Annotated in this window: 31 protein-coding genes and 1 tRNA gene; 1 reads left to right on the plus strand and 31 read right to left on the minus strand. The window is 35.0% G+C overall.

Annotated features, from left to right (window positions below):
* Positions 1-2: 2 nt before the first annotated feature.
* The 26 genes from BWI92_RS24310 to BWI92_RS24435 form a co-directional block, all read right to left on the minus strand.
* Complete coding sequence (locus tag BWI92_RS24310) at positions 3-224, minus strand: hypothetical protein (protein WP_095167785.1); 222 nt, start codon at positions 222-224, stop codon at positions 3-5.
* A 534-nt stretch (positions 225-758) separates the two neighbouring features.
* Positions 759-1,910, minus strand: coding sequence for a HEPN-associated N-terminal domain-containing protein (locus BWI92_RS24315; RefSeq protein ID WP_095167787.1), 1,152 nt, complete (start codon positions 1,908-1,910; stop codon positions 759-761).
* Positions 1,911-2,242: 332 nt separating this feature from the next.
* Positions 2,243-3,151 carry an SIR2 family protein gene (locus tag BWI92_RS24320; RefSeq protein ID WP_095167789.1) on the minus strand — a complete coding sequence of 303 codons (909 nt, stop codon included), beginning with the start codon at positions 3,149-3,151 and terminating at the stop codon, positions 2,243-2,245.
* Between the two features lie 170 nt (positions 3,152-3,321).
* Positions 3,322-4,926 carry an SIR2 family protein gene (locus tag BWI92_RS24325; protein WP_095167792.1) on the minus strand — a complete coding sequence of 535 codons (1,605 nt, stop codon included), beginning with the start codon at positions 4,924-4,926 and terminating at the stop codon, positions 3,322-3,324.
* A 266-nt stretch (positions 4,927-5,192) separates the two neighbouring features.
* The gene (locus BWI92_RS24330) at positions 5,193-5,747 is read right to left on the minus strand and encodes a hypothetical protein (RefSeq protein WP_229363514.1); all 555 of its coding nucleotides are present in this window, start codon (positions 5,745-5,747) and stop codon (positions 5,193-5,195) included.
* Between the two features lie 510 nt (positions 5,748-6,257).
* On the minus strand, positions 6,258-7,604 hold the full coding sequence (locus BWI92_RS24335; protein ID WP_095167795.1) for a hypothetical protein: 1,347 nt from the start codon (positions 7,602-7,604) through the stop codon (positions 6,258-6,260).
* Positions 7,605-7,606: 2 nt separating this feature from the next.
* A complete protein-coding gene (locus BWI92_RS24340) occupies positions 7,607-7,945 on the minus strand; it encodes a hypothetical protein (protein ID WP_095167798.1) in 339 nt (112 codons plus the stop codon).
* A 1,041-nt stretch (positions 7,946-8,986) separates the two neighbouring features.
* Positions 8,987-9,430, minus strand: coding sequence for a hypothetical protein (locus BWI92_RS24345; RefSeq protein WP_095167800.1), 444 nt, complete (start codon positions 9,428-9,430; stop codon positions 8,987-8,989).
* 272 nt (positions 9,431-9,702) lie between these two features.
* Entirely contained in the window at positions 9,703-10,536 is an 834-nt protein-coding gene (locus BWI92_RS24350; RefSeq protein ID WP_095167803.1) for an endonuclease domain-containing protein, read from the minus strand.
* Between the two features lie 155 nt (positions 10,537-10,691).
* On the minus strand, positions 10,692-12,518 hold the full coding sequence (locus BWI92_RS24355; protein ID WP_217903476.1) for an ATP-dependent endonuclease: 1,827 nt from the start codon (positions 12,516-12,518) through the stop codon (positions 10,692-10,694).
* 150 nt (positions 12,519-12,668) lie between these two features.
* On the minus strand, positions 12,669-14,165 hold the full coding sequence (locus BWI92_RS24360; protein WP_095167805.1) for a HEPN domain-containing protein: 1,497 nt from the start codon (positions 14,163-14,165) through the stop codon (positions 12,669-12,671).
* A 462-nt stretch (positions 14,166-14,627) separates the two neighbouring features.
* Positions 14,628-15,104 carry a GNAT family N-acetyltransferase gene (locus BWI92_RS24365; RefSeq protein WP_095167807.1) on the minus strand — a complete coding sequence of 159 codons (477 nt, stop codon included), beginning with the start codon at positions 15,102-15,104 and terminating at the stop codon, positions 14,628-14,630.
* 218 nt (positions 15,105-15,322) lie between these two features.
* Positions 15,323-15,523: a hypothetical protein gene (locus BWI92_RS24370; RefSeq protein ID WP_095167809.1), complete on the minus strand. Its 201-nt coding sequence runs from the start codon at positions 15,521-15,523 to the stop codon at positions 15,323-15,325.
* 127 nt (positions 15,524-15,650) lie between these two features.
* A complete protein-coding gene (locus tag BWI92_RS24375) occupies positions 15,651-16,013 on the minus strand; it encodes a hypothetical protein (RefSeq protein WP_095167812.1) in 363 nt (120 codons plus the stop codon).
* 1 nt (position 16,014) lies between these two features.
* Positions 16,015-16,464, minus strand: a complete 450-nt coding sequence (locus tag BWI92_RS24380) for a hypothetical protein (RefSeq protein WP_095167814.1) — start codon at positions 16,462-16,464, stop codon at positions 16,015-16,017.
* The gene (locus tag BWI92_RS24385) at positions 16,454-16,783 is read right to left on the minus strand and encodes a hypothetical protein (RefSeq protein WP_095167816.1); all 330 of its coding nucleotides are present in this window, start codon (positions 16,781-16,783) and stop codon (positions 16,454-16,456) included. Before BWI92_RS24385 ends, BWI92_RS24380 begins: the two co-directional genes overlap by 11 nt.
* A gap of 59 nt (positions 16,784-16,842) precedes the next feature.
* Entirely contained in the window at positions 16,843-17,298 is a 456-nt protein-coding gene (locus BWI92_RS24390; RefSeq protein WP_141234915.1) for a hypothetical protein, read from the minus strand.
* Between the two features lie 14 nt (positions 17,299-17,312).
* The gene (locus BWI92_RS24395; protein ID WP_095167821.1) at positions 17,313-17,498 is read right to left on the minus strand and encodes a hypothetical protein; all 186 of its coding nucleotides are present in this window, start codon (positions 17,496-17,498) and stop codon (positions 17,313-17,315) included.
* A gap of 32 nt (positions 17,499-17,530) precedes the next feature.
* Positions 17,531-17,839 (minus strand): hypothetical protein, encoded by a 309-nt coding sequence (locus BWI92_RS24400; protein WP_095167823.1) that lies wholly within the window; start codon positions 17,837-17,839, stop codon positions 17,531-17,533.
* A 118-nt stretch (positions 17,840-17,957) separates the two neighbouring features.
* Entirely contained in the window at positions 17,958-18,332 is a 375-nt protein-coding gene (locus tag BWI92_RS24405) for a hypothetical protein (protein ID WP_095167825.1), read from the minus strand.
* Between the two features lie 192 nt (positions 18,333-18,524).
* Complete coding sequence (locus BWI92_RS24415; RefSeq protein WP_095167829.1) at positions 18,525-18,854, minus strand: hypothetical protein; 330 nt, start codon at positions 18,852-18,854, stop codon at positions 18,525-18,527.
* A 32-nt stretch (positions 18,855-18,886) separates the two neighbouring features.
* Complete coding sequence (locus tag BWI92_RS24420) at positions 18,887-19,162, minus strand: hypothetical protein (protein ID WP_095160485.1); 276 nt, start codon at positions 19,160-19,162, stop codon at positions 18,887-18,889.
* A complete protein-coding gene (locus BWI92_RS24425; RefSeq protein WP_095167831.1) occupies positions 19,150-20,520 on the minus strand; it encodes a hypothetical protein in 1,371 nt (456 codons plus the stop codon). The genes BWI92_RS24420 and BWI92_RS24425 overlap by 13 nt, the downstream gene beginning before the upstream one ends.
* Positions 20,521-21,022: 502 nt before the next feature.
* Positions 21,023-21,187 (minus strand): hypothetical protein, encoded by a 165-nt coding sequence (locus tag BWI92_RS27480; RefSeq protein WP_176464524.1) that lies wholly within the window; start codon positions 21,185-21,187, stop codon positions 21,023-21,025.
* 154 nt (positions 21,188-21,341) lie between these two features.
* A tRNA-Met gene (locus BWI92_RS24430) sits at positions 21,342-21,414 on the minus strand.
* A gap of 25 nt (positions 21,415-21,439) precedes the next feature.
* Positions 21,440-21,697: a hypothetical protein gene (locus BWI92_RS24435; RefSeq protein WP_095167836.1), complete on the minus strand. Its 258-nt coding sequence runs from the start codon at positions 21,695-21,697 to the stop codon at positions 21,440-21,442.
* A gap of 165 nt (positions 21,698-21,862) precedes the next feature.
* Here BWI92_RS24435 and BWI92_RS24440 point away from each other — a divergent pair, with 165 nt between their 5' ends.
* Positions 21,863-22,360, plus strand: a complete 498-nt coding sequence (locus BWI92_RS24440; protein ID WP_095167839.1) for a helix-turn-helix transcriptional regulator — start codon at positions 21,863-21,865, stop codon at positions 22,358-22,360.
* Between the two features lie 175 nt (positions 22,361-22,535).
* Here BWI92_RS24440 and BWI92_RS24445 read toward each other — a convergent pair whose 3' ends face one another.
* The 5 genes from BWI92_RS24445 to BWI92_RS24465 all read right to left on the minus strand — a co-directional run bounded on the left by BWI92_RS24445 (position 22,536) and on the right by BWI92_RS24465 (position 26,307).
* Positions 22,536-22,730, minus strand: coding sequence for a YqaE/Pmp3 family membrane protein (locus BWI92_RS24445; RefSeq protein WP_166580036.1), 195 nt, complete (start codon positions 22,728-22,730; stop codon positions 22,536-22,538).
* A gap of 220 nt (positions 22,731-22,950) precedes the next feature.
* Entirely contained in the window at positions 22,951-23,328 is a 378-nt protein-coding gene (locus BWI92_RS24450; protein ID WP_095167841.1) for a hypothetical protein, read from the minus strand.
* A 320-nt stretch (positions 23,329-23,648) separates the two neighbouring features.
* Positions 23,649-24,218, minus strand: coding sequence for a DUF6090 family protein (locus tag BWI92_RS24455; protein ID WP_095167843.1), 570 nt, complete (start codon positions 24,216-24,218; stop codon positions 23,649-23,651).
* 66 nt (positions 24,219-24,284) lie between these two features.
* Positions 24,285-25,106, minus strand: coding sequence for a family 16 glycosylhydrolase (locus BWI92_RS24460; RefSeq protein ID WP_095167846.1), 822 nt, complete (start codon positions 25,104-25,106; stop codon positions 24,285-24,287).
* 19 nt (positions 25,107-25,125) lie between these two features.
* Positions 25,126-26,307 carry a glycoside hydrolase family 88 protein gene (locus tag BWI92_RS24465; protein ID WP_095167848.1) on the minus strand — a complete coding sequence of 394 codons (1,182 nt, stop codon included), beginning with the start codon at positions 26,305-26,307 and terminating at the stop codon, positions 25,126-25,128.
* Between the last annotated feature and the right edge of the window lie 196 nt (positions 26,308-26,503).

Genomic DNA, 26,503 nt, shown 5'->3' on the forward strand with positions numbered 1-26,503 from the left:
GATTAGTATGGTTTTGAAATTTCAGCAATGAGTGTTACAGGATTTGAAATGACATTGTTGTCTTCATCTTCAGTGTCAAAAATATTGACAGCAAGACCTAAATCATTAAGTTCCTTAGAGAGTGTATTGATAGCAGAGAGGTGTTGTCTTAATTGTTCAGACTTCTGATTTCTGATTGCTTCATCATCAAGGTTTTCTTGAGCATTTACTACAATATCAGTCATGTTCGTAGTTGTTTAGAAGAGAGAAAAAGTGTATTTTTGATAGTCTTTTCCAGAGATACTACAAAAACCTCACTCATCCTCTCTTTAGTTAGCATCTGCCTTTTGTTTTTGTAAAGGTGTGATGGCTACACTTCGTACGCAAGCCCTGAAACACTATTGAAACACTAATGAAACGCTTTTGAAACAATTCTAACTTTAGACCGATGAGAGGTATTACAAAAAAAGAAATTAGGACTATACTTAATTGCGAAAGTAGAGCGACATTTAATCGCCACATCAATAGGGGAGGACTCCGCACAAAGCTCCCATCATTTTTTTATGAAAGAAACACTTTTTATGGAGAGGAGATAGTGATACTGGAGAGGGTGTTTAGTGCGAAGTTGGGGTGAGGTTCTATTTTTAGGGAAGCTTACACTTTGCAATAAAAAAACAAACCTCTCTTAAATCGCTTTAAAAGAGGTTTGAATGTGTATTCAGTAAGAGGTTTTTTATAGAAAAAGAGTTGTGCAACAGCTACCCGTGTTAGCCGTAGTTTTATTTGATTTTCTCAGTATTAATTTTCAACAAGGAAACTTTATTTTTACTTGTTTCATTGTCCCAAAAAAATACTGCCGACTTGTGATTTCTATTTTGAGAAGAAGGATAGATGATTCCTGATAGTTTATTTTTTCTTTTGGTGTTAAAAGGATACCTAAGGAATTCGGTAACGACTTGAGTTGGAACATATTCTGTATGTTCTTTTCCATCTTTTTTTATTTCTTTAGTCATATCTCTAACAAAAGAGTGCAAAAACAAAACCAAATAGTATTTTTTCTTGTCTCTAATTCCAAAGATGCTTGGAATATTTGGCAGTTTATTGAAATCAACGACAAATTCATCCTCTAAAGTTTCAAATTCCCCAATTGTAATCCACTTCTTTGATTTGTCTTCCCTGCTAATAGTTTCTAAAGTTGCCGTAGTAATGTCAAATGCAGAGTAAAACATTGAAATTCCAGTTGGGCTAAATCTGTTTGGATATATTGCTTTTTCATTTGGAGGGGCGGTTATGTCATTAAACTCAAGGATATTTGTTTTAATGTCATGCTGTCTGCAACGGTAAAGCTTTGTTCCCTTCGGAATTATTTTTATGATATTTAAACCCGATACAAGCGTACCTACTTCTCGCAAAATGTGAAAAGCCCTTGTTTGGTTCTTGTCTCCTGATGAAAAGAGATAACGAGATCTATGTTTTATTATTTCTTTAAAATAGCTCCATTGATATTCCAAGTCATCTTTAATATTGGCATAATACAGGTCAGGCTGAGCCCAAGCAACGTCTTCGATTGCATCTACAATGTCTTCTATAATTTTGAAAGGTTGTGCATCTAATCTTATTTGGTCTTGTATGAGCTCATCTGGAGTATAAATTTCACCAAGGTAGCCTCCTTCTCTTGAATTATAACTCATAAAATTGGCTGCATCATCATAGAAATTTGAAACACCATCCATTATGAATTCCATCAAATCTTCAAATGAAACAACTTTTAAGTCTTTTTTACAGTAATCACAATAGCCTGCTTCGTAATTTTTCTTTATAAAGTTCGTTATATACCTATCGTCAAAATGTTTGGCACAAATATATTTGTCAGGAATGTTGCTTATATGTCTGGCTTCTAGTTCAAGCCATCTTTGTTTAACTCTGCCCATAATGGTAGTTTGGAAAAATTTCGGTTAACGTCAGTCCGTGAAAAAACTTAAAATCTAAGCCTTTAGATTTAAATAGTTGAAAATTCCTCAGATAGGCGTTCGAGTATAGAAATGAATCAAATTATTTTTTACAGTCTGACATTCAGGGCTTTGTGCGGATTGAGAAATAGACTTCCGTCTGCCCGGAACCGCTTCTGATTGAAAATATAAAGTTGAACTTAAGAACTAAAGTTGGGATTTATTAGTCCTGCCCGTACCACAGTTTGGATATGCAATTAGCTGATGTTTGCTGGTCATGCCCAACTTGCATAAAACCCAATGTTGGTGGCAGGTTATCTTACCTTGTCTCTAATGTCGTTAATAGTGTCAGTGTAATATTTATGCCAGTCATTTGTATAGTTGTCGGGCTTGGGTTTTACTACTGTCACATTCAACGAATTTAAAAGTTCTTCTTTATCACTGTTTATGTATCTTTCATAGAAAAAGATTTTGTTTTTTACCAAAGACTTTGTTTTTTCTTCATGTATGATTCTTGCTCTTTTTGTTAATATCCACCATAAATCTGTCTCACTATAATCAAGAGAGAATCCAAGAATATGAATATTCGTATTGAAAAATAATTCAGCCCAAGAACGATTGTCAAACTCTTTAGTTTTTAGCTTGTCGGTCATTTTTTTTATCTTGACAGGCTTTGAGTCTTCTTGAAATTCATAAGTTCCTTTTACATAAGCATCGAGTTTACTTACTGAACCGCAGTAATGGTCAAAGCCCAACATAATTGAAACGGGTGTTTCAATTTCTCCATGTATGTGCCAAATTTTGCAAACTTCATTCTCTCTCTTATCTAAGATTCGAGTCTGTCTACGAATGCTATAAATATCCTCTGTGCTATTGTTATAACTTAAATATTTTTCTGTTTGAGTAATAAAGTTCCGAAAAGCATAATCATAATTTGTTGTTAGGTAATTTTTACACTTTAGGTTAAAGAGCATTTCATAAAACTCGTTTGTCTCGATAGTTGCAAGCAATTCAGCAATTGATAACTTAATGTCAAATTCTGTCTCTCGAATATCTTTTACTGTTTTATTTTCAAAGACTGCTCTCTCATAAATGAATGTATTTGGTAGCTCACCATTGTCAAATTTAGCCTTCCCTTTAATTCTGTCTAAAAGGTCTGTCCACGGGATACGGTTTTTACTTAAGTTGTTAAGTCCATTGCCAAATAATATCGTGTCATTCATTGTTTGTAGGATGTTTGTTTAACTTGCCACAACGGTTTTTGGCTTGGCAATGTGGTGGATTTTTAGCACAAAAGTTCAATAGAATTACTGCGTTTGAACTTTGCACAAATATTTCATAGAAGCACTTCAACCGCCATATTGCCAAACCGATGTTAGCGGATGTTATTTTATTATTGTCCAATAAGTTCATATACACCAGTTACTATTTTCTTTGCATCAATTGCGTTTACAATTGCTTTTGTATGTACTAATCTGTTTCTTGTGTCAGACCACATTTTGATTTTAATAAATTGCTCTTGAGTTATGATATTAAACTCTTTGGCTAGCATATAGATTGAATATGGCGCTGTCGTTTTTGAAGGAACGTCTTTGATTAACTCAACTCGTTGTCTCATATGAACTTCTAGTAGAGTCATTGCAGAAATTACGGCTGCCCGATACTCTTTCTTTTTTAGAAGTCTATTTGGTTCTTCGTCATAAGTTGTTTTCATTGGTTCAACTACATCTCTAAACCAATGTTCTATTCTTTCACTAAGTTCGTCTATAGCCTCAAATGGATTTTCAGGTCGTGAAAGGTAAAGCAGGTTATGTATATCCGCTGGAATGGGAGAGTTTTCAGAGCGAATAATTAAAAGTCTATTTGTATGCTTGCTTTGACTTAATACAAGTCCAAGTTCAAACATTGTATTTTGGGTTGCCAGGTCAAGTACAATAAACTCAGCTTTATTTATTAATGCAGAAACCTTCGCTATCCAATTATCACCTATTGAAATTACATCGTCTGCACTAATTGGAACTAAACCTTTTGCAGCAGCAATTGGAAAAATATATTTTTTATAAAAAGGTAGAAGTTTTATCGGAATGGAGAAAAAGCACAACCTATTGTTAGTGTCATCAGGAAGAGCTAATTCTGCCAATGTGGCTTCTTCACTTACAGTCGGAAGTTTCAAAACTTCTTCATTCCAATAGTCCTTTAGTTCAATGAAAACATCTTCTAAAATTTTTGGATAGTCAGACGGATTTCCTTTAATATTAATGACTTTAACACCTCTACGCTCAAACCTTGCTTTTTCATGAGGAGAACAGTCTATTTTCAAAACATATGCTTGTCGTCTAAGATTTCCTAGGCGGTCTTTTATTACTTGCCAAATTTGTCTGAAATCCGTGTCATCCAAGCTATAACCAATAAATAACGGTGTTCTTGTGATAAGTAAATTAGCAAGATATGTTGCTAACATAGGATTTTTTGATAAAAACCTATCGTAATCTTCTTCGGTTACTACCAGTTTTGTTGGATGATGCAAGTCTCCATGAAGTTTAAGAATTGCAATACCATCACTTAAATTTGATATTGAAAGTTGGTCTTCATCAATTATGGGTCGGCAATATTTCGGAATTAAGCCATAACCTTGTTCAAGTAGGAACTCAAAGTTTGTTGTACAAACAATATCAAACTGTAACTCACAAAACGCTTTATGTGTCTTTCCGGGTTTTACTGAATTAAGTAATAGTAGTTCTGTTAGTTTTTCAACAAGGTTGGTTCTTGAATACTCATGACAGTAAGCAGAAATTGCGTCAATTGCATTTGTGTATTTATAGTCTTGAATGTCCTGAGCAATTGCTTTACCTAGCTCATCCCAGTCAAGCATTTTTTTGTTCTTTGGAATGTCGGCATTTTTTGAAAAACCAGCACCGATTATTGGTAAGCACCGATTGCTTACCAAATCTTGTAAGAAAGGTTTCGGAAAATATTCGATGTATTTATATTTCTTCATTCTATGTTGTCTGTCGTTTTACAATATCCGCTAACGGCAGACTGTGAAAAAACTCCAAATCTAAGCCATTAGGTTTTAATAATTGAAAATTTCTCGGATAGGTGTCCAAATATAAAAAGGACTCAAGTTAGTTTTTTCACAGCCTGACGGTTTCGGGCTTTGCGTTGGTGGGCTTTTGAAACCGTAAACTGTCTGCTGGCACCAACGTTTATTAATTGCTCAAATGTTTCTATTTGCACTGTCCGCCCACTAGCGCAAAACCCATGTTATAAGCTGCCGTTCTTGTCGTCAATGTTCGTCGCTTCATATTTTCGTTTTTGTCTTACACTATAAATTGTTCCTGCAATTAGTCCTGTCAAACCGCCCAAATAACTAAAGTTGTGCATTGAACCAACTGCAACAAAATTACTTGTATCAATCAAGTTGTCAGGTAGCCACCAATCTACACCTGTGTTTGCGAGATACAGTTTGCCGTATGCAAGTCCAATTAGTCCTGTTGTAAATGCAACAATAACAGTCACGATAATAGCTTTCAAAGTTGCTCGAAACATTTGTTTGTTGTCCTTATGAACTAAGCCAACAAGTCCGAGTATTAGTCCAATTGGAAGTCCCATCCACCAAGTCGCCATAAAACCTACAGCCGAAACTTCTATTCTCGGATTTGGAAAAATTGCTTCATTACCCAAGTCCATTAGACCAAATTGATAGAACTTGAATTTTGTGTAATACTCTGGTGAAATTGTGTAAGTCAGTTGGTCGTGCAAAATGCCGTATAGTCCACCGATGATTGGTGCAAGTCCGATTATTAATATTAGTGTCAAATATTTTTTCAAGTTGTCTGTCTTTTTACGGTTGCTTGTAACGATTATATAACTGCAATATAATTGAATTTTATTTCGCCTATCCAACCTATTTGTTGTATAAACGAATAGGTGGCATGAAGTAAGTATTTTTTTACTAAAGTCAATATAACTTTTTACCACATATCTATAAACAATAGATCCCTGACAGAAATCCATTGGAGTATTTCTATCAGGAATTAGTTAGATGAGTAAATAAAGGATGAGATTTTCTCCAAATAATACTGTTTAAAAAAAATTGGTGAGAAAATTTAACGTTTAAGTCGTACTATTTTTGGGGAAGCTTACAGCATCTTCCTTGACATATTAGGTAATATTAGGATGAAGTTTGTTAATAGCATCACCCAAACGAGTAGTCATTGTATTGACTTACTCACTATTAGATGAAACCTAAGTGCCTATAAAATACGGATAATCAATGTTTTACAGGCACTTAATTGCAATTAGCGCTATATGATTCTCTTGGAGAAATTAGAAAAGATTTAAGAAACTTCCGATAGTCATCTGACCTGTTAAGCCAATTAAAACCCTTTTATAAGGAGGTAATAGTTTTTGGTCTTCAAATGGCTTTAGTTTTTCATAAGCTTGACTGACGTCTGGTAATTCAAAAAATATCCCACCTATAAACCTACCAGACTCTTTGTAATAATATAATCCACAGCCAATGTTGAAATTGTTAGGAATCACAAATTTATTTCTAGAAAAAACTTGAGCTTTGAAGTAAGGGTTAATTAGTAGGAAGTTTTTTGAATTATCATCCAATTTTTTATTGATTATAATATCAAAATTTAATTCATTTAAAGGTATCTCAAGATAAGGCTTCTTTTCACTAACTGGATATGCCGACACTTTACTTTCTTCAATCAAAGACTGATTGTTATTTATTGTGGTCGTTCGGATTGTATATGTTTTCTCTTTTAAAGTAGACATATTGTTTCTAAGTACATACTTGTATGAGGCGCCAATAATTATATTTTTAAATAAAAAGTTAGCACCAAATCCAATATTTTTACTCCTAAAAGTAGTATCAATAAAACTTTCACTAAATGGAGTTTTAATTTCTGGTGATAATTTGAAAGAAGTGCTTCCTAAGCCGCCAGTTAAAAAAAATATATTCTGAAAAAATGGTGTGGAATTAACCTCTTTTTCAGTTTCGGATATTTGTGTGCTAAGTTTGGTAGTTTGTTGCTCGACATTTTTTAAAACCTTTTCACCTGATTCGATAATACTTTTAATTGCTTTTTTTTCTTTACTAGCTATATTATCTGGAGTTTTGTTATCCGGTTGAAAATCTTTTAGGTTAGCTATGTAAATACCTTGATTTAAAGAATTTTGAAGATCTTCAAGCTGTTTTTTTCTCAGTGGTTTTAAATCTGAATCTAATGTATTTAACAAAATGATATTTTTAATATCAACCAAACTACTCGCATCAAGTTTTTCTAACAATTCCCTATAAGATTTTAATTGGCTTTCAAGTCTATCATTTAAGGCTTTTGGAATCCCATTTGAGTGTGACAAACCCACAAAGCCATTGAGGCTTGCATTAGGTACAATGTTTCCTTCGCCAATCAAACCACTAATACTCGATTCATTTTTACCACTCGCATTAATACCCCAAATTATACCATAATCATCACCGAATTTATTTTGCAAATTATTTAAACCAAAAGAAATTTTTGATTCGACAACATCAAGAGTAAGGTGATTACCCTTGAACAAAATTGCCCCCTCACCTTTAGCATTTTTTGTAAGACCTTGAGACAATGAATTAACAATAACTAAAGTTGAGAAAATGATTGTTAAAATTAGGGTTTTCATATTTATTGAGGGAGTTTAACTTGTTTTTTAAAAAAACTAAACCTGTTACCATCAGTTACCTTAAGTTCTTGGTCTTCTTTAAATAATTTTTTATCATTAGCTTTTAATGTTAAATTGAAGCTTCCAATAAGTCCACTCAAAGCACCAACGCCTGAAACACTTACCTCTACACTAGTCAAAATTACAGTTGATAAAATTTCACCTTCAAAAACATTTGGGTCTTCAGTGGACTGGCAATCGTCTAATTCTTTATCTTTTTTTTGCCCATCATTTATGCGAATTTGCTTTGGTCGCATTCCATTAACAACATTAATTTTGAATTTAAAAGTTAGTTTTGACATAATTATTCGAGTTTAATGTTCAGAACTGATTTAATCTTATCACTTTGCTCTTCAATTTTGATATTAGGGTATCTCAGCTTTTGGTTAAAGTTTGGATCTTATTCTCTTAAATTTATCTAAAATCGGAGATAGATACTATCGGCTAAAATAGTTATTCTTTTTATGGAATAATTGACCTTATCACAAACTTGTTAGCTTCCCTCAAATAGTATAGATTAAAGATTAAAAGTTAATATAAATCATCTTCATTTGGTAGGGAGAATTTCTGAAGTGCTAGACAATTTAAAATATAATATTTTCATCTATTGACTCGGACTTTCAACCATTAGTCTAAATATTTTCCAACCACCAATAAAATTTAGAAGGTTAAAATTTACAGAACAATATTTAAACAGGGGCAACGAGTAATAGTCTCAACTTTTTCATTACGTATAAATTAGTGATTAGCAATTTAGTTAAATTTCATTAGCCCTAACTACCGAATAATAAATAAGATGCCTTTATGACTATGTGTGAAACTTGTTTACCAAAGTCCGTAAATTATAGAATATTAGTCTGAATTAGAATAAGATAAAAGGGAGCCTAAATAGAATAGCCTCCCTTTTCTATCAACAAACGAACAGTTAAATTGGTATATCTAATAATTTATTCGGAAGTAATGTTGTTAGGACATTTCATATGGATGGTTCTAACATTCTTTAAGAAACATATAATATAGAGTCTTCTACAATTGTTTTACTTCTTTTTCTGAGATAAATGTATGCCCATCTCTTTTAGTCCAATAGTTTTATGTTAACTTAATTTTGATCCATACAAGTTAGACTAAAAAAAACAAACCTCCTTTAAATGCCTTTAAAAGAGGTATAAAAGTATATTCTATAAAAAGTTTTTTAGAAATAATGAGTAGTGCAACAGCTACCCATGTTGGTGATTGCCCGTTTGTCATGTCGCAAGTTGGTTTGTCCTACGAAAAAGTATTTTATGTTGTGAAAAATATCCCAAAAAATGAAAGAAAAATCAATTACGCTAAACATTCAATCCTTATTTCAATAATTTCAATATTGTTGTCATTAGCGGTTCTTTTAGTGAAAATAATAATGTCAGCAAAGAAATGACCACTGAAAGAATCGAAATAATGTATGCTTTTTTGTCATACTTGAATTTCTTTAAAGTTTCAACTTTGATGTTCCAATCAATTTCATGTTCTTGGTATTCTCTGTTGTAACCACCTTTGGTAATAAAATCGTGTCCAGCTTGATTTACTTTGTAGTGTAGAACCTCATCAATCATTTTGGTATCAATATATCCGTCATGTGTTAGTTTGTCTAAAAGATTTTTGACTTCCCAATCTTCTTTTACTTCTAAAATCCTATCACAGACATATCTAAAACTCATCCACTCTTTGTAAGGATAAGCATCAAATCCTTTTTTAGTATGGTAAAGTCCGACATTAAGAAGTGTCTGTAATTTTTGAGTCATTGCCATATTTTAATTTTTTATAATTGTTGTTATGCCTTATTTTGTCTGTCCGAAGGTTTTCATCGGGTAGCCAATAACGTTAAAGCATTGGCGATGTGGCGGTATTCTGTGTTCCGTCTGGCCGGTGCCGCTGCTGATTAAAGATACAAAAGTTTATTTTTTATACTACTGTTTGGTGTTATTCGTCGGCTGGAACTGAAGCCTATTAGCGAACAAAAAGCTGAGAATGTATTCGTCGCCTCGCCATATTGCCAAACCGCCTGTTGTGCGTAGGCTTTTTAGGTAATCCGTTTTTGTTCTTTGTCTTCGTCAAGCACTTCAAGTATGTCGAAAAGGTCTGAACTTACCTTAGCTGGGTCTTGCCATATTTCACTACCTGAATATCTTACTACTCTATATCCGTTAAGTTGAAATAATCTGTCTCTTTTTTTATCGTTAATAAAACTTGTCTTAGAGTTGTGAAATTGAAACCCATCACATTCAACTATGATTTTTACTGATGGATCATTTGGAACCCAAATATAAAAGTCTGCTCGAATTGCTTTGTTGTCAACTTTGTAATTTGGGAAAAAGGCTTGTGGTGTTATGTGGTAAGAGTCAAATTTAAATTTTTTTGTCAAATGATGATACATTAAAATGTCCTCAACCTGTCCTTCTGTGACCTCTCTCTCTTTCTGCTTGGCTTGTAGCTTTTCCTCGAAAAATGTAAATTCATTGTCACCCGTTGCTTTCTTGTAAGATTCAATGAAGTTGTCAATACTTTTGTAATAGCCTCTGAAGTATTCAATTTCATTTTCTGTGTCATTGAACGGATGAGTAATAAATAAACAAGGCATTCTGTTTCTTAAAAATAACAGCATAAATGAGTTTAGAAATGTCTTTTCGATTGGTGATTGACAATATTTAAAAACATTCTCAGCATTATTTAAGAATACACCTTCAACAAATTTCTCATAAAATTGGCTATAGCTAATTTTATCTTCATCAGTTTCGGTTTCCAATGAATATTGTTCTGATATTGATTTGTCAATAAATTGCTTTAAAAGAGGAATAAACTCGTCTTTTTTATCAAGCTTATCGAAATGCTGTCTGAAAAAATTAGGGTTTTTCATAAGCTTAGGTACAACTGATAGGACTTTGCGACGCGGGCGGATTTCCAAGAACAAATGCTCAATTTATTATTAAAATTCACTCTATGAACAAAGCTTCAAGTTTGTACGTCAGCCCGCCTTTGCGCAAACATAATTTTGTTGGCTGTTTTTTATTTTCAGAATGGTAATTCATCTTCAGGTTCGCCGATTTCTGGTGTACCTATGCTGGATGTTTGGGCTATCAATTTGTCCAACTCCAAAAAAACTTGCAAATTTAAAGGTAAAAAAGTTTTAGGATAACTCGTCAATGTCTGAACGGCATTTAGTATGCCTAAACTGTCTTTGTCGTCTGATTGATAGCACAAAACTGCTTCAAGTTTAGGAATGTTGAAGTGAATCTTGTCAATTCCTGCACTATTTAGAAGTTTCCAATTTGTTGTAATCATTCCTTTGGAATTTGAACTTCTATCATCTGTACCGTCTTTTAAGTATAAATTATCTTGTTTTAAAGTGTTTTCATCTGGAAAAACAGAAAGTTTGGCTATGAAATCAGTGTCAAAATCCCAATCGTTAACTACGAAATAGTCTAATCCAAAGTGCTTACATAACTCAATCAACAAATATGCTGTTGCTTTTCCGTGATGCACAACAAAAGCAATGTTTAAAAAACTAAGGTAGGTTTCTGCATACTTCTTATCTCCTTTTGCTTTCTCAACTTCCTTTTCAATAGCAATTTTATAGGCTAAAATATCATTCGGGCCTTCTACTAATACAACTTTGCGACTAAACAAAATTCTATTTAAGTTTGGTTCGATTGACTTAATGTAACTATTGAAGTTAGCAAAAGATATAATTTCCTTTCCGTTATCGTCTGTTGGCATTGTATGCGAAAACTCACCAACATTGTTATACTTCTTAACAGTTTGCTTGCTTTGTTCGTCAAACTCTATCCGAATAACGCTTTTTGTATCAAAAATATCAACCATTCTATCTGAATGGGTAGTGTAAATTACTTGATGTCCCTTTTCTGCTAAACTGCATAAAACTGTCTTGTAAAAATACTCTTGGTGGTTTTCGTGCAAAAAACTTTCAGGTTCTTCAAACAGAAACAAACACTTATCATCTCCATTTCTTTCTGCAATAGCCTGAATAACAGCCATTACAAACATTGAGACATAGCCATCTCCAAAGTGGTCAATGGGGATTAAATTTGCGTTGTTGCCATTCAAACCAACTTTAAAAATCATTTGTAGAAAAATATCTTCATAGTCGGGTAAACCAAATTTTACATCACAACTATTATTTCGCAAATTGGTAGAATAGTTTTCCTTAATCTTATTTATAAAAGCACTAAGTTGTGAATTTTCAAGAACTTTATCGGTTGCCAATTCTACTTTATTTTCATAATCTTCTTGTTTGGCCGCCATTGAAGCATCAGTATCTACAATGCTTTTGATGTGTTTGGCTAAGAATGAATTCAAATTGCCCCAACTTGTTTTTTGAGTTTTGATTTCATCTTTTATATTGTGAAAATTGATGTAGAAGATATTGTAATGCTTGTTCATTCCAAACATTGAAGGTTGCATTACCGATTTTAATTCGCTATCATCTATTTCAGTAGAAATTACATAACTTCCTGTTATACTCTTTGTTGTTCTATTTGTGCTACTGGCTCTGTCCCAATACTGAGGGCAATTAAAATCAGAACCTTGTAATTCAATTCGTATTCTAATATGATTGGCGTATTCTAAATTATGTAGATCATTTTTTTCAAATGTGTTTGTTTGAATGTACTTATTACCAACTCCATATAGAATGCAATTCATGAGATTTGTTTTTCCTGAGTTGTTGTAACCAACAACCGCAATGGGCTTTTTGTAGTACTTGTTTGGAAATGTGAACTCTTGCTCTTCGCCAAATGAACGGTAGTTTCTAACCTTGATAGAGTTTATTCTTATTTCTGACATTTCGGTTTGTTTTTCGTTTTTTAAAATAGCTCTCAACGTTTTGGCGCTTGGCGCGGTGGCATATTTTGGAGTACTAAACTATCTGCCAGCAACTTAACTTGATGTGAAGTACTAGGCATTAAACTAGCTTTTTTACCAAACGCCTGTTAGCTGTTGGTGCTTCTGTTTGCCCGAAGATGTGTCGTTTCATGTTTCAGTTGTTTCATTGCCTTTGTGTAGTGAAGTAAACGGGTTGATAATTGGTATTTTTACCTTGTCGTCAATCAGTTTACTTAGTTTCGTGTCACTAGACTTGTCAATGAGTGAGTTGTCAATTAGCTTTATTAACGCCTGCTTGTCTGCCGCCTTTTTTAATTGCAATGAAATGAGCAAACAAAGTCGGTTGTAATTAATAATCTCATGAGTATGCTGTCTTGCAAATTCAAGTAAGTTGTTGTCTTTGTCCTCTGGTTTTGAACCATGAACCAACTTACTCCTCAAGTTGTAAGCTGTTTTTACTTTTTCCGAAACTTCAAGTGAATTGAAACCAAACAATGAAAGAAGTTTAGCAACTCTCAATCTTATTTTGAATGTAATCTCTGTGCTTCCGTCACTTAACAATGCTTCCAAGGATGTCACTGAAGAAAGTATTTTGTAGGCATTTACTTCTGTTTTGAGAAGAGAATCGTTGTAACGGTGAAATGCTAAATCGTAAGAACTACCACTCAAATAATTTTTGTGAGAAATCTCCTTTAGTGCTGTTTTTACATTTTTGATAAATGTCCGCAGTATTTCTTCCTCGTCTTTTTTCAAGTAGAGTTTGTAACTACTCGTTTCTCTGTGTTCAACTTTGCCTTGCCAAAATTTATCCTGCGGTTGGTCTTTGTCTTCAGAAATTGAATGCTCAAAAATTGAAACAGGATTTACCGATTGATAAACTACTGTCAAGTCAGTTGGTTTTAGAAGCCGAAATACATTTAGCCACCGTTCAATTTGCTGTGGAATTTTTTCGGGATAAAGTCCGTTATCACGTCTATCGCCTGTGACAATAGAGAATGAAAGTATTGCACCTGCAATTAATTCTCTTCCTGTCATTCTATCAAACTCACTTATGTGTGTAAGTTTTGGTCGCACGTCAGCAAGTTGTTCTTTTGTTGGTCGTCTTAGAAAAACTCCTTGCTCAATTTCAATTTCGTCAGATTCAATATAAGTGTTTCCAAGCCAAAGATCAACATTCCAAGTAACTGGTATATGACTTCGGTAAGATTCATACCCATCAATGAAAAGCTGAACATAAGAAGCTATATTGTCATGAGTGATTTGTCCGTTAGGAGATTCTTTTATAATTAGTTGAAGAAAAGAGAAGAGTCCTACTCTTTTTACTTTATGTTCTGATGCTTTAAACTCATCCATTACTTGTTGTGCTGCTTCTTCAAACTCAGGTAATGTCTGTAATTCATTGTCTATGAACTTTACGAAGTCCTCACTACTCCACTCGTACAGGTCAAAGTATTTGAGTTTGCTCCAGTCGTAATGATAGGTTGCCATTAAATAGTCAACTGATGCAACAGGGAGATATTGATATGGGATTGCTTGAAGTTTTCCTTCATCTCTTTGCTTGATCGTCTTGTCAATTGCAGCTTTGCTTAATGCAAGTAACGCTTTAAAAAGATTGTCATTATAAACTGGTGTTTGTCGTTGCATTATTTGTCAAAACTGTTTGTTCAATGTCCTAAAATTTCAAGTTTGCACAGCCGTCATAGCATGACCGCCAAAGGTAGGTGTAGCAGGTGATGATATTTTAGTGCCCAAATTGTGCTACTGTATACTTTTGATTTATGTTTTACTGTTCAATAACTTCCGTTTTCCACTTGCCATAAACCTAATTTGGCGGCACTGTTTTTTATAAATCAAGCTCGGGCATTTTTTGGATTATAAGAAACCCTCCAAAATCTATCTTATCCTGTCCAAATAGTTTGACCTTTTCATCTTTAAATATCAAGTTACTATTACCCCACCTGATCCGCCAATTGTAATGACAAGGTTGAATTATTGGCTTTCCAAGTTCTCTTGTTCCATCTTTAAAACTTAAATTCCATTTCCAAGTAGATTTTACTTTTTGAGTACAATAAGGTTCATCGTTCCAAAGTTCAATATATTCACCTGTTATTTTTTTTGTACTTCCAAATGTGGGACTAATATTTTGAAAAGTTCTTTATTATCACTATTCCAACTGTAATGATTTGGAAAATCGGTAAATCCTAAATGTCGCCAAATGGGTTCAGATGATGAAGGCGAACATTGCAATTTAATAACATAAAAATTTTTAGAGATCAGTCGCTGTGTTAATTTTGAAACTAATTGTTTACATAACCCTCTGTTTCTATGTGTTGGCTTTATTTCAGTAATTTCAATTGTCGCAGTAAATTCAACATAATTAGACCACGTTATAAATCCAACTGCTTGGTTGTCCTCCGAAATTATCGCCAATTTCTTCTCGTCGTATGAAGATTTGATAATATTCCAGTTGCAGTAAAACCCGTTTCCTGTTGAGTTTCTTTCATCTATTAACCATTTCTCAATTTCGTTCAGTTGGTCTAATTTAGGTTTAAACAAAATTTTAATTTTAGGCTTCTGTCTCATTCTTGTATGTCTGTATTTGTATGGTTATCATAACATTACCGCCAACGATTATACAAATGCAATATAATTGAATTTTATTTCGCCTATCCAACCTATTTGTCGTAAAAACGAATATTTGGCAAGAAGTAAGTGTTTTTTAACTAAAATCAATATACGTTATTTACCAAAGGTATATCTGTACAATAAAACCTTAATATAAAGCCTACTTTACTTGATTATTACCTACAATGTTCCAAAATCCAGTTATTGAGTATTTTAATATGTGATAACATTTCCATGTCTTCTTCGATGTAAGGTAGTTCCTCTGGGACATTATCAGAACCAGCAATCGTATCTTCAAGCCCGTATTGAATTTTAAATGTACATTTTTCAAAGATTTTCAAAAACATTAACTTTTCAGCTTTGGTGAGTTTCGCCATCTACTGGTGAATTAAGTTGCTACCAATTTGCGGAGCTCTACGTTATGGTCGCAGAGCTGATCCGTTTGAAATTGGTAGCAAGAATGAAGTAAAATCGTCTAAAGTAGATACTTGCTTGGTACTATTGCTACCGAAAATTCTTACTGTGTAGAATATTCGCATTGTAGATTACCGCATATTTTATGAACCAGTATACCATAAAGAATGGAGACCAGATATAAATAGTTAGTCCAATAAAGTGCCCTATCATTTTACTTTGATTTGGATAGTCGAAAAATGGTTCTATACTTTCGACTTCCACACCAGACACTTGTAAAAGCCAAATGAATGGCTCACAAACTATACCTACAATGCTTAAAAGCACCAACATAGGCAATGGGAAAAATGTAAAGGCAATAAGTAAAATACAACCATACAGAAAAATGAATGGAGATAATATTACCCTGAGCAACAACTTGCCTGTACTTTGGTACGATTGCTTATTTGTCATTCTATTTCGCTTGTGTTTTTTTCCTATCTGCTTTAATGTACTCTTTAAAGACCTTTTCAGCCGATTTTTCAATTTCAAGCAATATCTTACTCAGCGTTTCTGCATAAACATACTCAATTCTCCAAGTTTCTTCATGAATTGACCAAGAAACAGGTTTGTTATTTTCGTATATAAAACACTCGGCTTCTGGAATGAAAACTTCTGCAAGGAGTCCAAACTTTCTGAAATCTACGAGTGCGTCTAGTAGTTCATGTTTATCTTTATAGTCATTGAAATGCGCTGAATGATATATTGCTGGAAAACATTTCTCAAAATCAGAATCATCCATATCATCATGCAATAAATCCTTTAAATCACTATTTTCCAATGAGCCAGCAATCCAGTAAAGTTTATTGATTTTAGCTCCATAGGCTTGTTCAAATCTATCGAACGCTTCTTGATTATTTTTCATTTTGTTCTGCTTGAGTTTCTTTCTTGTTTACTTCAGTACATTCTGGAAATAGTATTTCTGTGAGTTCGTGATAAATTTCATTTACTCTCTTTTCCAGTTTTTCTTTCTCAAGACGGAGTCGCTTAATTTTTAACTCAGTTGGTTCTATCCATTCGTAGCTTCCCTCTGCAAAGCCTTTTGAATAATGCTCGGCTTCTTCTTTTTTTAGGAATTGTTGCCCACCAAGAAGTGTAAACACATCTTGTTTTTCGTCTGACCACTCGACATACGCCCAAAGGTATGTCTGTGAGTGCTGTCTAACTTTTCTGTGTATTGCCATTTTTATTATCAACCATTGGTTAGTCCTGTAGAGTGGCTGAGTTCTACAGGGTGTTTAGATTATAAATCGTCCTTAAAATTTTCTTCGATAAATGATTGTTGGAAAACATCCAAGTATATTTCATCCAATTCATCAAACTCTCCAAATTCGTGCTTATAGCCATACTTGTGGTTGTTGTACCAATTCTCAAAGGTCAGGGCTGTAAGTGACGGTTTCCATTTGGATATTTCACTACTGAGTCTAGCGTGCAAGTTTTCGAATATTGGTTCTCCAAGTGTGGAAAGTGCATTTGAGAGCGCCATCGCTTCATGGATTTGAAATTTCATTATACTGGCGCCATAGTCAGATTCTTTGTATTCATACTCAAAATGTGAATGGAAGAGAGAAGCAACAATCAGGCTTGGGTCAAGTATCCAGAATGATGTTGAATTCTGCTTTCTATAATAAGCCTCTGTCATTCTCTTTTCACGATGAGTATAAGCCCTGAGGGCATTATACTCATGAAAGTTTATCATTATGCCTACTCGTTTCATAGGTCAATGATTTCGCAAGTGTCATCCACATAGAATATCCAATCGTCACCAGCCTGATCAGTGTAGTACACTCTATTTCGTAGGTCGTTTGCTTCGCCCACATAAGTTCCACCTACTTGGATATCTGAATTGGTACTTCTTTTGCCTTCAATGGCAAGTACTCTAAATCTTACTGCGTCCATGATATTTTTGATTTGAATGTGATTGGTTTTTACTACTTCTTTGGTGTCACTTTATTTGCAACTATCAGGAACTTGTTGAATCCTTCAATTGCTGAATGAAGCTCTTTGATTGTATCTGACTGCTCTTTTTGACTTTGTTCGCTCTCCTTTTTGAGCTTCTGAAGCTCGGCTCTTAGCTTGTTGTTTTCGATTTCTTGCCTTTTGTAGGTTCGAATGATATGCTGAACTGCTTTATTTGCTGAGTGGTTAAACTTTTGGCTCATGACCTCATTGATGATTTCAACGATATCCTGATTTTCTCGACTGTTCATATCTCGAAGGTTAATGATTTTGAGTTCCATTTTGCTACCAATATTTGATTTATGAATTGCTGTTGAGTGATGTTAGAATACTTTTGCTACCAAAAAGGTATCTGCAGAGTGAAAAAATGATAGTTTTCCTGGTTTAAATTGGTAGCAACTAGCGGACGCTTTTTTTGAGATTATTATGATAGGAAGCACGATGTTTTGAGTTGCAAAAAAGGCTTCCTTTTCGTTTGTCTTTTAGGTTTTCACCACAGAAGTGACATTGTCCGATTGGTGTTAGCTCTAAGTCAAGTGAGATCGTTTCTTCGTCAATGTCCTCTTGTTCTTCCTCTGCCTGATATTTTACTACGCCTTTATCAATTAAGTGGGAAAAATCAACGCCTAAATCCAAACAAAGAAATTGTAGCCTTATAGAATATTTAGATTTCTCTGTATTGTTTATACATCCAAGGTACTTACCGTAAGTGTAGATAATATCCTCACGTAGTTTGATAACTTGGCTATTCGTCAATTGACTGAAATTATCCATTGTCCATCTTGAAGAGTTAAGGTTGCTGACTGAATGATTTTGTTCTTGCAGTCACTTTCTGAGTCCTTGAGAAAGCTTGAGTAATTTTGGGCACTCAGTCTGCTTGAAAAACTGATAATGTTACTTTGGTTTGAGAAATCGACATTAGCTTGTTGCTCCCAACGGTCTCTTAACCTGATAAAAGTGATTCCTTTAGCTTTTGTGATGATGATGTAGTTCATGTGTAGATTGGGGTACATTGGGTTTAATTGTTCCTACGATATCCATGATGTCCATTTGGATGTTACCTTGAAACTGTTGTCTGGAAAGACCTAAGAAATCCGAAAGTCTCTTGACAATTTGCGTAGTGACATTCCTTTGTCCCCTGAGCATTTTTCGGATATTCGAATTATCTGTATTCTCTCCGTATCCAAGCTCCTCTCTGATGATGCTGTAGAGCTTTCTTCGCTCAGAAAGAGGCATTTGTTTGTATTTTCGCTTAATCTGGAGTGGAATTGTTGTAGGATTTTCAAAAGCCTTCATGTGACCCGATATAAAGTGTTGTGACCCGTTTTTTAGAGTGGTGTTGAAAAGACTAATCTTTTTGTTTCGTTGTCAAATCGTGCAATTTCGCCCAAATCTTTACCCGTTTTAGGCTCTTTAGCGTAGATAATCGCAAGGTCAAAGCCACGAAACTTTTTTATCATATTCTCGGCACTTTCGATGCGCTTATTTAGGTACTTATTCTGATAAACTTGGATTGGTGTTCCTTTACTGGTGAGCGCAATGTTTGTCCCTGACGGCATTCTGTACTTGATATGCCATTCGGCAGTTCTGATTAATTCGTCCATTGTGATGATAAGTTTGTATTGGATATGAATGAGTAATATTTTTCTAGTGTTTCTGGGTTAGTTCTTTTTGATATTCTCTTAGCCCAGTAAAGAGATAACTCGCTAATCGAAAGGATTTTACCTTTTTGTCCACGTGGTATGATACCAAATGCTAATGAATTCTTCGCTTTTTCCAGTTCATCTTCAAATCTTACCTCAAGGAATTTTTTCTGCTCACGTTTGAGCCACACATGAGCAATTAAGAACCCACCTCTATCACGATACTTCTTCGAGAAGTAGTTAAGTGGCCAGTATGCCTCACGGTCGTACTTTTCGTTGTGTTTTTTCACCAAATCTACCTCGGCTATCTTGGTCATACAGAACGTTTTCCAATGTATGTAGCTCTCTGTTCCGTTAAAGTGCCCAAATACATCACTACCAATCAATCTCTTGATTTTCACCTCAGTTTCACCGTTAAACTTCTGCTTAGGATAGAGGTTCTTTTTGGCATAGTTCCAGAATTCGGTGATTAATTGTGCCTTTTCATGTGGCTGAATTGGCTTTTCTTGAACTGGTTTGGTGGTTCTGCTAGGCATTGGTGACTTATGACCTCCTAGGTGGCGATTGCGGAAGTATTCAGCTCTACAGCTTGTATAGTTGTCCACATCATCGGTGTCGGCGGCGCCACTGGTTTCATTTTCCTTGTCATTTGTGGAACTTTCAAGGTTATTTTTTTGGAAAGAAAGGTCAAAGGGCTCAATTTGCTTTTTTTCCATGTCAATTTCCCTGTGTCTTTCCCCGTAATTTTCTTGGGTAGATTCAACATCTACTGCTATATATGTATTGTTCAAATTTATCCTGTCTTTTAATATCGGAAAAGTTTGCCACGTCTGAGTAATTAGGATGTCCTTGGGTAGGGTACTCAAAGCCTTCAACTGAGGCTTCAAATTGACATCACCAAAGGCGATATAAAGGTTTGGAATGATTGTGTATCCCCCTGTCGAATTGTTGTCTACAATGTCAATAAAACGGGCATTTGACAGCCTAGCAAGGATATTGTAGATGTTTCTAGTCTCACATGAAATGAGTCTAGCCAGCTCTCTACGGGTAATATTAATGGATGGAACACTCGGACTATCAACCCATGTCGATGAATTGACCAGCTTGCGGAACATCGGCAAATACTTATAGAGAATCGCTTCCATAACCTTTTGGTGTGGAGTGCGAAGCTTCGCTGACAAACCTAGATATTGTAGGGCATTAAACTCCTCTGCAAGCGCATGGTATCGCTTGTAGACGTTTGAGCTTGTCTGCTCAAGCGTCTTAGGCATCCTTACGAAGTCTGTGTCAATCGCCGATTTAGGTGAAAATAGATTCATATTTTGTGAAATGGGCAAAGTATCGCCACAGGTTTGGTCGTCACACTACTTTCTGTAGCAGATACTTCAATTTGCTTTTGTTGCCAATGAGGGGTTCGAACCCTCCAGAACGTACCAAATGGACATTCTGACACCATGAAAGGGCATAACTTATTTAACTATACGTTTCGGTCTTTTCTCCTGAATGGTAGAATGACCACAAGCGCAATGACTATAATCAAAATAATTTTCATATTGAGGAAAGAAGCTACCACACAAGGTGTGGTAGTCTTTAAAATCTAAATCTACACCTATTGTCTTTAGAGAAAGAACCTCCCACATCATTCTGTGGGAGTCTAGCTAATCACTCAATTCATAAATCCAAACAAATGGATTTATGAAGCCTCTTTCTTATTTAAACCCGTCTCTTTTGTTTTTCTCGATAAAGTGCCTCACCGCAAAGAAAACGATAAATGATGGCACGAATACTTTCAAAAAAACTGCACTCCAATGCGATAAAATACTAATGATCATCCTCTAAATCGCCTCCTACGAAGTCTTTTAATTTGTCCTCCAAACTTGTTCCAGCAATACAGACGTAGGCAAAGTTGGCACAAAAAAAGGCAAAGCCCATAGCCATAGCGCTAACAAAGAAATCAACGAGGTTTTCAACTTCAACAGTACTCATGTTTGTAAAAGGATAAAAGTGAGAATGATAAAACTATTTTGACAATTGTTCCTTAAGCCACTCTACGGTACACAACACAAGCTCAATCATTCCGAAAAATAGTAACACTGGAACTAGAAGTAATGGTATCATACTGTACGATGTTAAGGTTTAGAAGCAAAGGCAGGACTCGAACCTGCGACCTTGAGGATATGAGCCTCACGAGCTACCTACTGCTCTACTTTGCGGTGTTAGTGGTTGGTAATATAATATTTATGCTACTTGTAAGGATTGAATCTCTTCGTTTGCCTTTTCCACTTCGTCAGGATGATACATATTAAGGTATTCCCAGATTGTCATTTTTTGCATCGGTGTGAATGTATCATACACACAATGATTACCCCAAGTTCTTTCTTTCATCCCTTCAAACCACTTATGTTGTAGGCAGTAACGTTTTAGCGCTGTTTTCGGAATATTCCCCTGGAAGAGACCGTAAACTTTCTTCCAATTTCTAAAGTCTAGAGTTGTCATAAACTTGTGATGGTTAGAATATTTACTTGTATAATGAAAAAAAATATACACTATTTGCACTCAAAATGTACAATTTTCGTTTACTTAGTGTTACAATTTCAATTCAAAGTAAAGTTATTAATTTAACATTGTCAAGTAATTAATTTACAAATTTTCATAAATTTTATGTCAAAAGTACCTATAGGCTTAATAATCAAGGATTTAATAGCCAAGAAAAATTTATCAGTAGCCAGTGTTGCTACAGCTTTAGGTATGTCTCGTCAAGCTGTTTATCAAAGTTTTAATAGAAAACATATGGATGAACACGAACTTGCGAGATGGGCTGAGGCGTTGAAGGTTGACAACATTGAGATTATAGGAATGATGGAGGTAGAAGCATTTACTGAAAAAAGCACTAACAACGATAAATATTTGCAAGAGTATTTAGAGAAATTAGAAGTAATGTTTAATCAGGAAATCTCTAAGAAGAATGAGCAGATAAATGAACTATTGAAAACCAATCAACAACTAGCTCAGACGAACAATGCTCTTGTCATGGCTCAGCTGGGTCGAACAAATTTTAACTTGGGAATAGTCGATACCATCAGTTCTGAAAATGAGGAAAATCTAGGCAAAATAATTTTGTTTACGCCCTTATTTGAAGCGTTAGTAGTAACAGCTTAAGAACTGCGGCTATTCTCCATAGCACTTTACGAAAGTACTAATTGGTTAATTATTAGATATATAAGTGTAGTTCTGTGTATTCCCGTACGGACTACCAAGCCTCTCCATTTTGAGAGGCTTTTTTGTTTTTAAGCCATTTGCTATTCTCCAATTCACACTTCCATTCTCCAAATCTCTATTTCATCGCTTTAATTAATCGTTCGGTACGTTTGTCGGCACGGGCATTTTGTAGTGAAATCACTGCCCAGATAGCAGCAGGAATCCAGCCAATGAGCGTTACTTGTAAAATTAAACAAATAATAGCCGTTAATATTTTTCCTCTAAATAGGAAAGATAAAAATGGGAAGAAAATCGCTAACAGAGTCATCATAATAGGTCGTTTTTGTGAAAAATATATCTATAATTATGAAACGAAATAGAACGATTCTCAAGCAATAACCAAGATTTTTGTGATATAAGAACTTTTATTGATATAAACACCGAGCTTAGTGTGGTGAGTTGAGAAAATCTATAACACTATCTTTGTGACGAATTTATTTAATCAAAAAAGACTGAATTCATAGTCACCATAACCTAAGAGTATGGCTATATCAACTAATATCTGTCAATTTAGTAATAGTATTTCCTTTAAACTCAAATACGGATTTTCCTGATAATTGTAGTACTTGTCCTTTTTGTAATCCATCAGGAAAATCCATACCAAGGGTTGCTACATATTGTATATCAACCTCTGTAGTATGCTCGAAGTGGGTAATAGTACTAATGGTTTGTGTTCTTTCCGAGAAATAGGCTTTTGCTGTTTCAGCTTGTTGTCTAAATTCGCTCAAGCCATTTAGCATTAGATTTGTTTCACCGTTTTGGATGTTTTCAAATACAATATTGATATCAAAATCTTTCACCATTTGGTCTATATCAAATTGATTATAGCCATCGATATAGTTTTGTATAATTGCTTCTCGATTTGTCATGACGGATGGTGTTGGTTATTTATCGGTTATAAAAAATAGTATCAAATCTTTGCTTGAAACAGTGTTTAACGTGAGTTTGAAACTAATATTTGATAAAGTTTATTTTGTGTCTCCCTCAATTTCCTTCAATATCCTTTGTGTATGTTCAATAATAACTCCATACTGATTTCTTAACTCAGATAGACTTCTTGAGGCATAGAAACTATATTTTTGAAGATAGGGGATTTTTAAAATTGCTGGGTTTATAAAAGAATGAGAAACTTTATGGTCAATATCATTTTCTGATAAGTCTACATTGGGTTGGCTGAGCGACCATTCGTCTAGGTTTTGCGTTTGTAGCTCAAATATTCTAATTCCAGACGTGTCAGCCAAGTGAAGCGTTCCTCATATAAATCGGTAATGTCGTTTAACAAAGCTTTGTTTTTGAGAAGACGAAAATATCCAGCACTTTTGGCAGCTTCATAGTTACCATTGTTGGGGCTAATTAGGGTTGTTGTATAAAAAAGAGTAGCATTTGATTTCAGAAATGATGATATACTATCTTGGGTGATTTCGGGACGAAGGGGAAGTGTTCTGATAAAGGTCGCGCACTGAAGTTGACGGCTAATAGAAGTAGAGTCTTCCTTCATTTCCAGCAAATCATGTGTCAAATCTCTTGAAATACTTTTCTGGAAATTTTGTGCAATCTCCTCATTTTTATTATCCTCACTCCAATTATTTACCCACAAACTTATGGTGATTGAAACAATGATGATAATGGCTTCAGTAAGGAAATAGGCTCCCTTTTCGACAAGGGAAATTTGTATTTTTTTAGAAGAGAGGTAATTTGTTTGATGAGTTTCATAGCGTTCAAGAGATGAAATGGTGTAGGCAAGATACGATTTTTTCATAAAACTATGATGATTCAAAGATTAAGGAGGCGCGATAATTTGCGCCTCCCAGCAGGTTAGGCGATTTTACTGTTTTTGATATACTCTTACATAGTCTACTTCAAAGCGATTGGGGAAAGTGGTATTGCTTGGGTCGCCACCATTTTGTCCTCCAATGGCCAAATCAAATAGCATGTAGTGTGGTTGTTTGAAGGGATTAAACCCACTTCCATCTTTATTTTCGAGTTGGGAGAGGGGCGTGCTTATCATCAATTGGTCATCGACGTATAAGGCTATATGTTCCTCGTCCCAATCCATGCGCCAAGTATGAAACTGACTTGCCCATGTGCTATCTACGCTTTTGGTTTTGCTATGCCATTCGGTTTTGTTGCTGGTGCCCAAACAGGCGATATTAGCCAGTATTTTGCCTCGGTAAAATTCCATAATATCGATTTCGCCGTTAGCCGGCCATGGCTTTTGAACACCCAAAGTCCACCATGCTGGCCACAAGCCCGAACGAATGTCAACTTTAGCACGTATTTCAAATCGTCCATATTGCCATTGTTGTTTTCCTTGGGTGATTAAGCACGAGGAAGTGTACTCGATATTGGGACGATTTTCTCGCCAAGATTTACTGCCAGCTTTGTAATTGGGGTTGGGAAGATTCACCTTTTTTGCCTCAATGATTAATAAACCATTTTCACAATGAGCATTATCGGGTTGATACCATTGTAGTTCTTCGTTGCGTACAAAGCCTTTTTCGTAGTTCCAATTGTTGGGATTGGGAGCACCATCCTGATTAAATTCATCTGCCCATACTAAATGATAAGTATCTTTGGGTTTTTCTTGAGCCATTCCTGTACAACTAGACAGTACTAAAGTGGCAAAAATGAGGTTTTTGATTTTCATAGAGGGTTTTCTCTAAGGCTTATTTCCAAGCCAAATATCTTTTCATTCCTTCCAAATAATAATAATCCGCATAAGTAAGCGGTACATCGATTTCGGTATTTTGCGGAATATGTCCTACACAATGTTCGATGATAAAGCCACCATTTTTGCCTTGTGCTGCATGGTAAGGCGCTTTTGAAAGATTGACCAAAATCGTTTCTGCTTCCTTGAAATAGGCTTTATTGAGCTTTGGCGTACTGTATTTTGCTAATTCCAGAAGTGCGGAGGCAGTCACTGAAGCCGCCGATGCGTCTCTTAAAGCGTTGGGAATATTGGGTGCATTGTAGTCCCAGTAAGGAATCTTATCCGCAGGCATATTGGGATTGCTCATGATAAATTTAGCAATGTTTTGCGCCTGTTTTAAGTAAATAGGATTTTTGGTTTCACGAAACATTACCGTATATCCATAAAGTCCCCATGCTTGTCCACGTGCCCATGCCGATTCGTCAGCGAAACCTTGTGCGGTTCTTTTTTGCTGAACCGCACCTGTTGTTGCATTATAGTTGATTACGTGATAAGAACTGTAGTCTGGGCGAAAGTGGTTTTTCATGGTTGTATTGGCATGAGTTACCGCAATCTTGTAATAGCTAGAATCGCCAGTGACTTTCGTAGCCCAGAAAAGCAACTCCAAATTCATCATGTTGTCGATAATCACCAAGTATTCGTTTTTGTTGCTATCCCAAGACTTGATACAGCCTACTTTTGGGTCAAAACGAGAAGCCAACGATTTAGCACTTTGAATCAAAATATCTTTGTATTCAGGTTTTGGGTCAATGTCTTTGGCATTACCAAAGCTACAAAACATCATAAATCCCAAGTCGTGTGTAGAGGTATTGAATTTTTCTTTTTCTAATACCTTCAAAATACGATTTGCCTCGGTCAATGTTCTTTCGTCCTTGGTTTGTTCGTAAATGTACAACAAAGAGCCAGGGTAAAAACCACTGCACCACCAACCTGAGCCACTCCATTCATATTTATTTGATTTGGGGAAATACGTTTTCGGGAATTTATCAGCAGGAAGATTTTGGGCTAAAACTTTATATTGTTCGGCTGCCTCAGAGAATGCTTGTTTAAAGAGCTTTTTGTTTTGAGCAGATTGCGCAAATGATTGAGTGGTTAAAAGGGTTAGGGTATAAATTAAAATCAGACGTAAGTTTTTCATAAATAATGTAATGAATAAAGTGAGTAAAAAAGTTTTTTAACTGTCGTAAAACTACTTCGAATCTCTGGCACAGGAAGGGCGTATTTTAAGAAAAATAAGGGGTTAAAATATTCAAAAAACAAAAGAGCCGTCAATTGAAAAATCAGTTCACGACTCTTTTGATAGGTGCAGTCCCAATCAGTCAATTATTTGAGTG

The organism is Flectobacillus sp. BAB-3569 (assembly GCF_002270355.1).
Taxonomy (GTDB): domain Bacteria; phylum Bacteroidota; class Bacteroidia; order Cytophagales; family Spirosomataceae; genus Flectobacillus; species Flectobacillus roseus.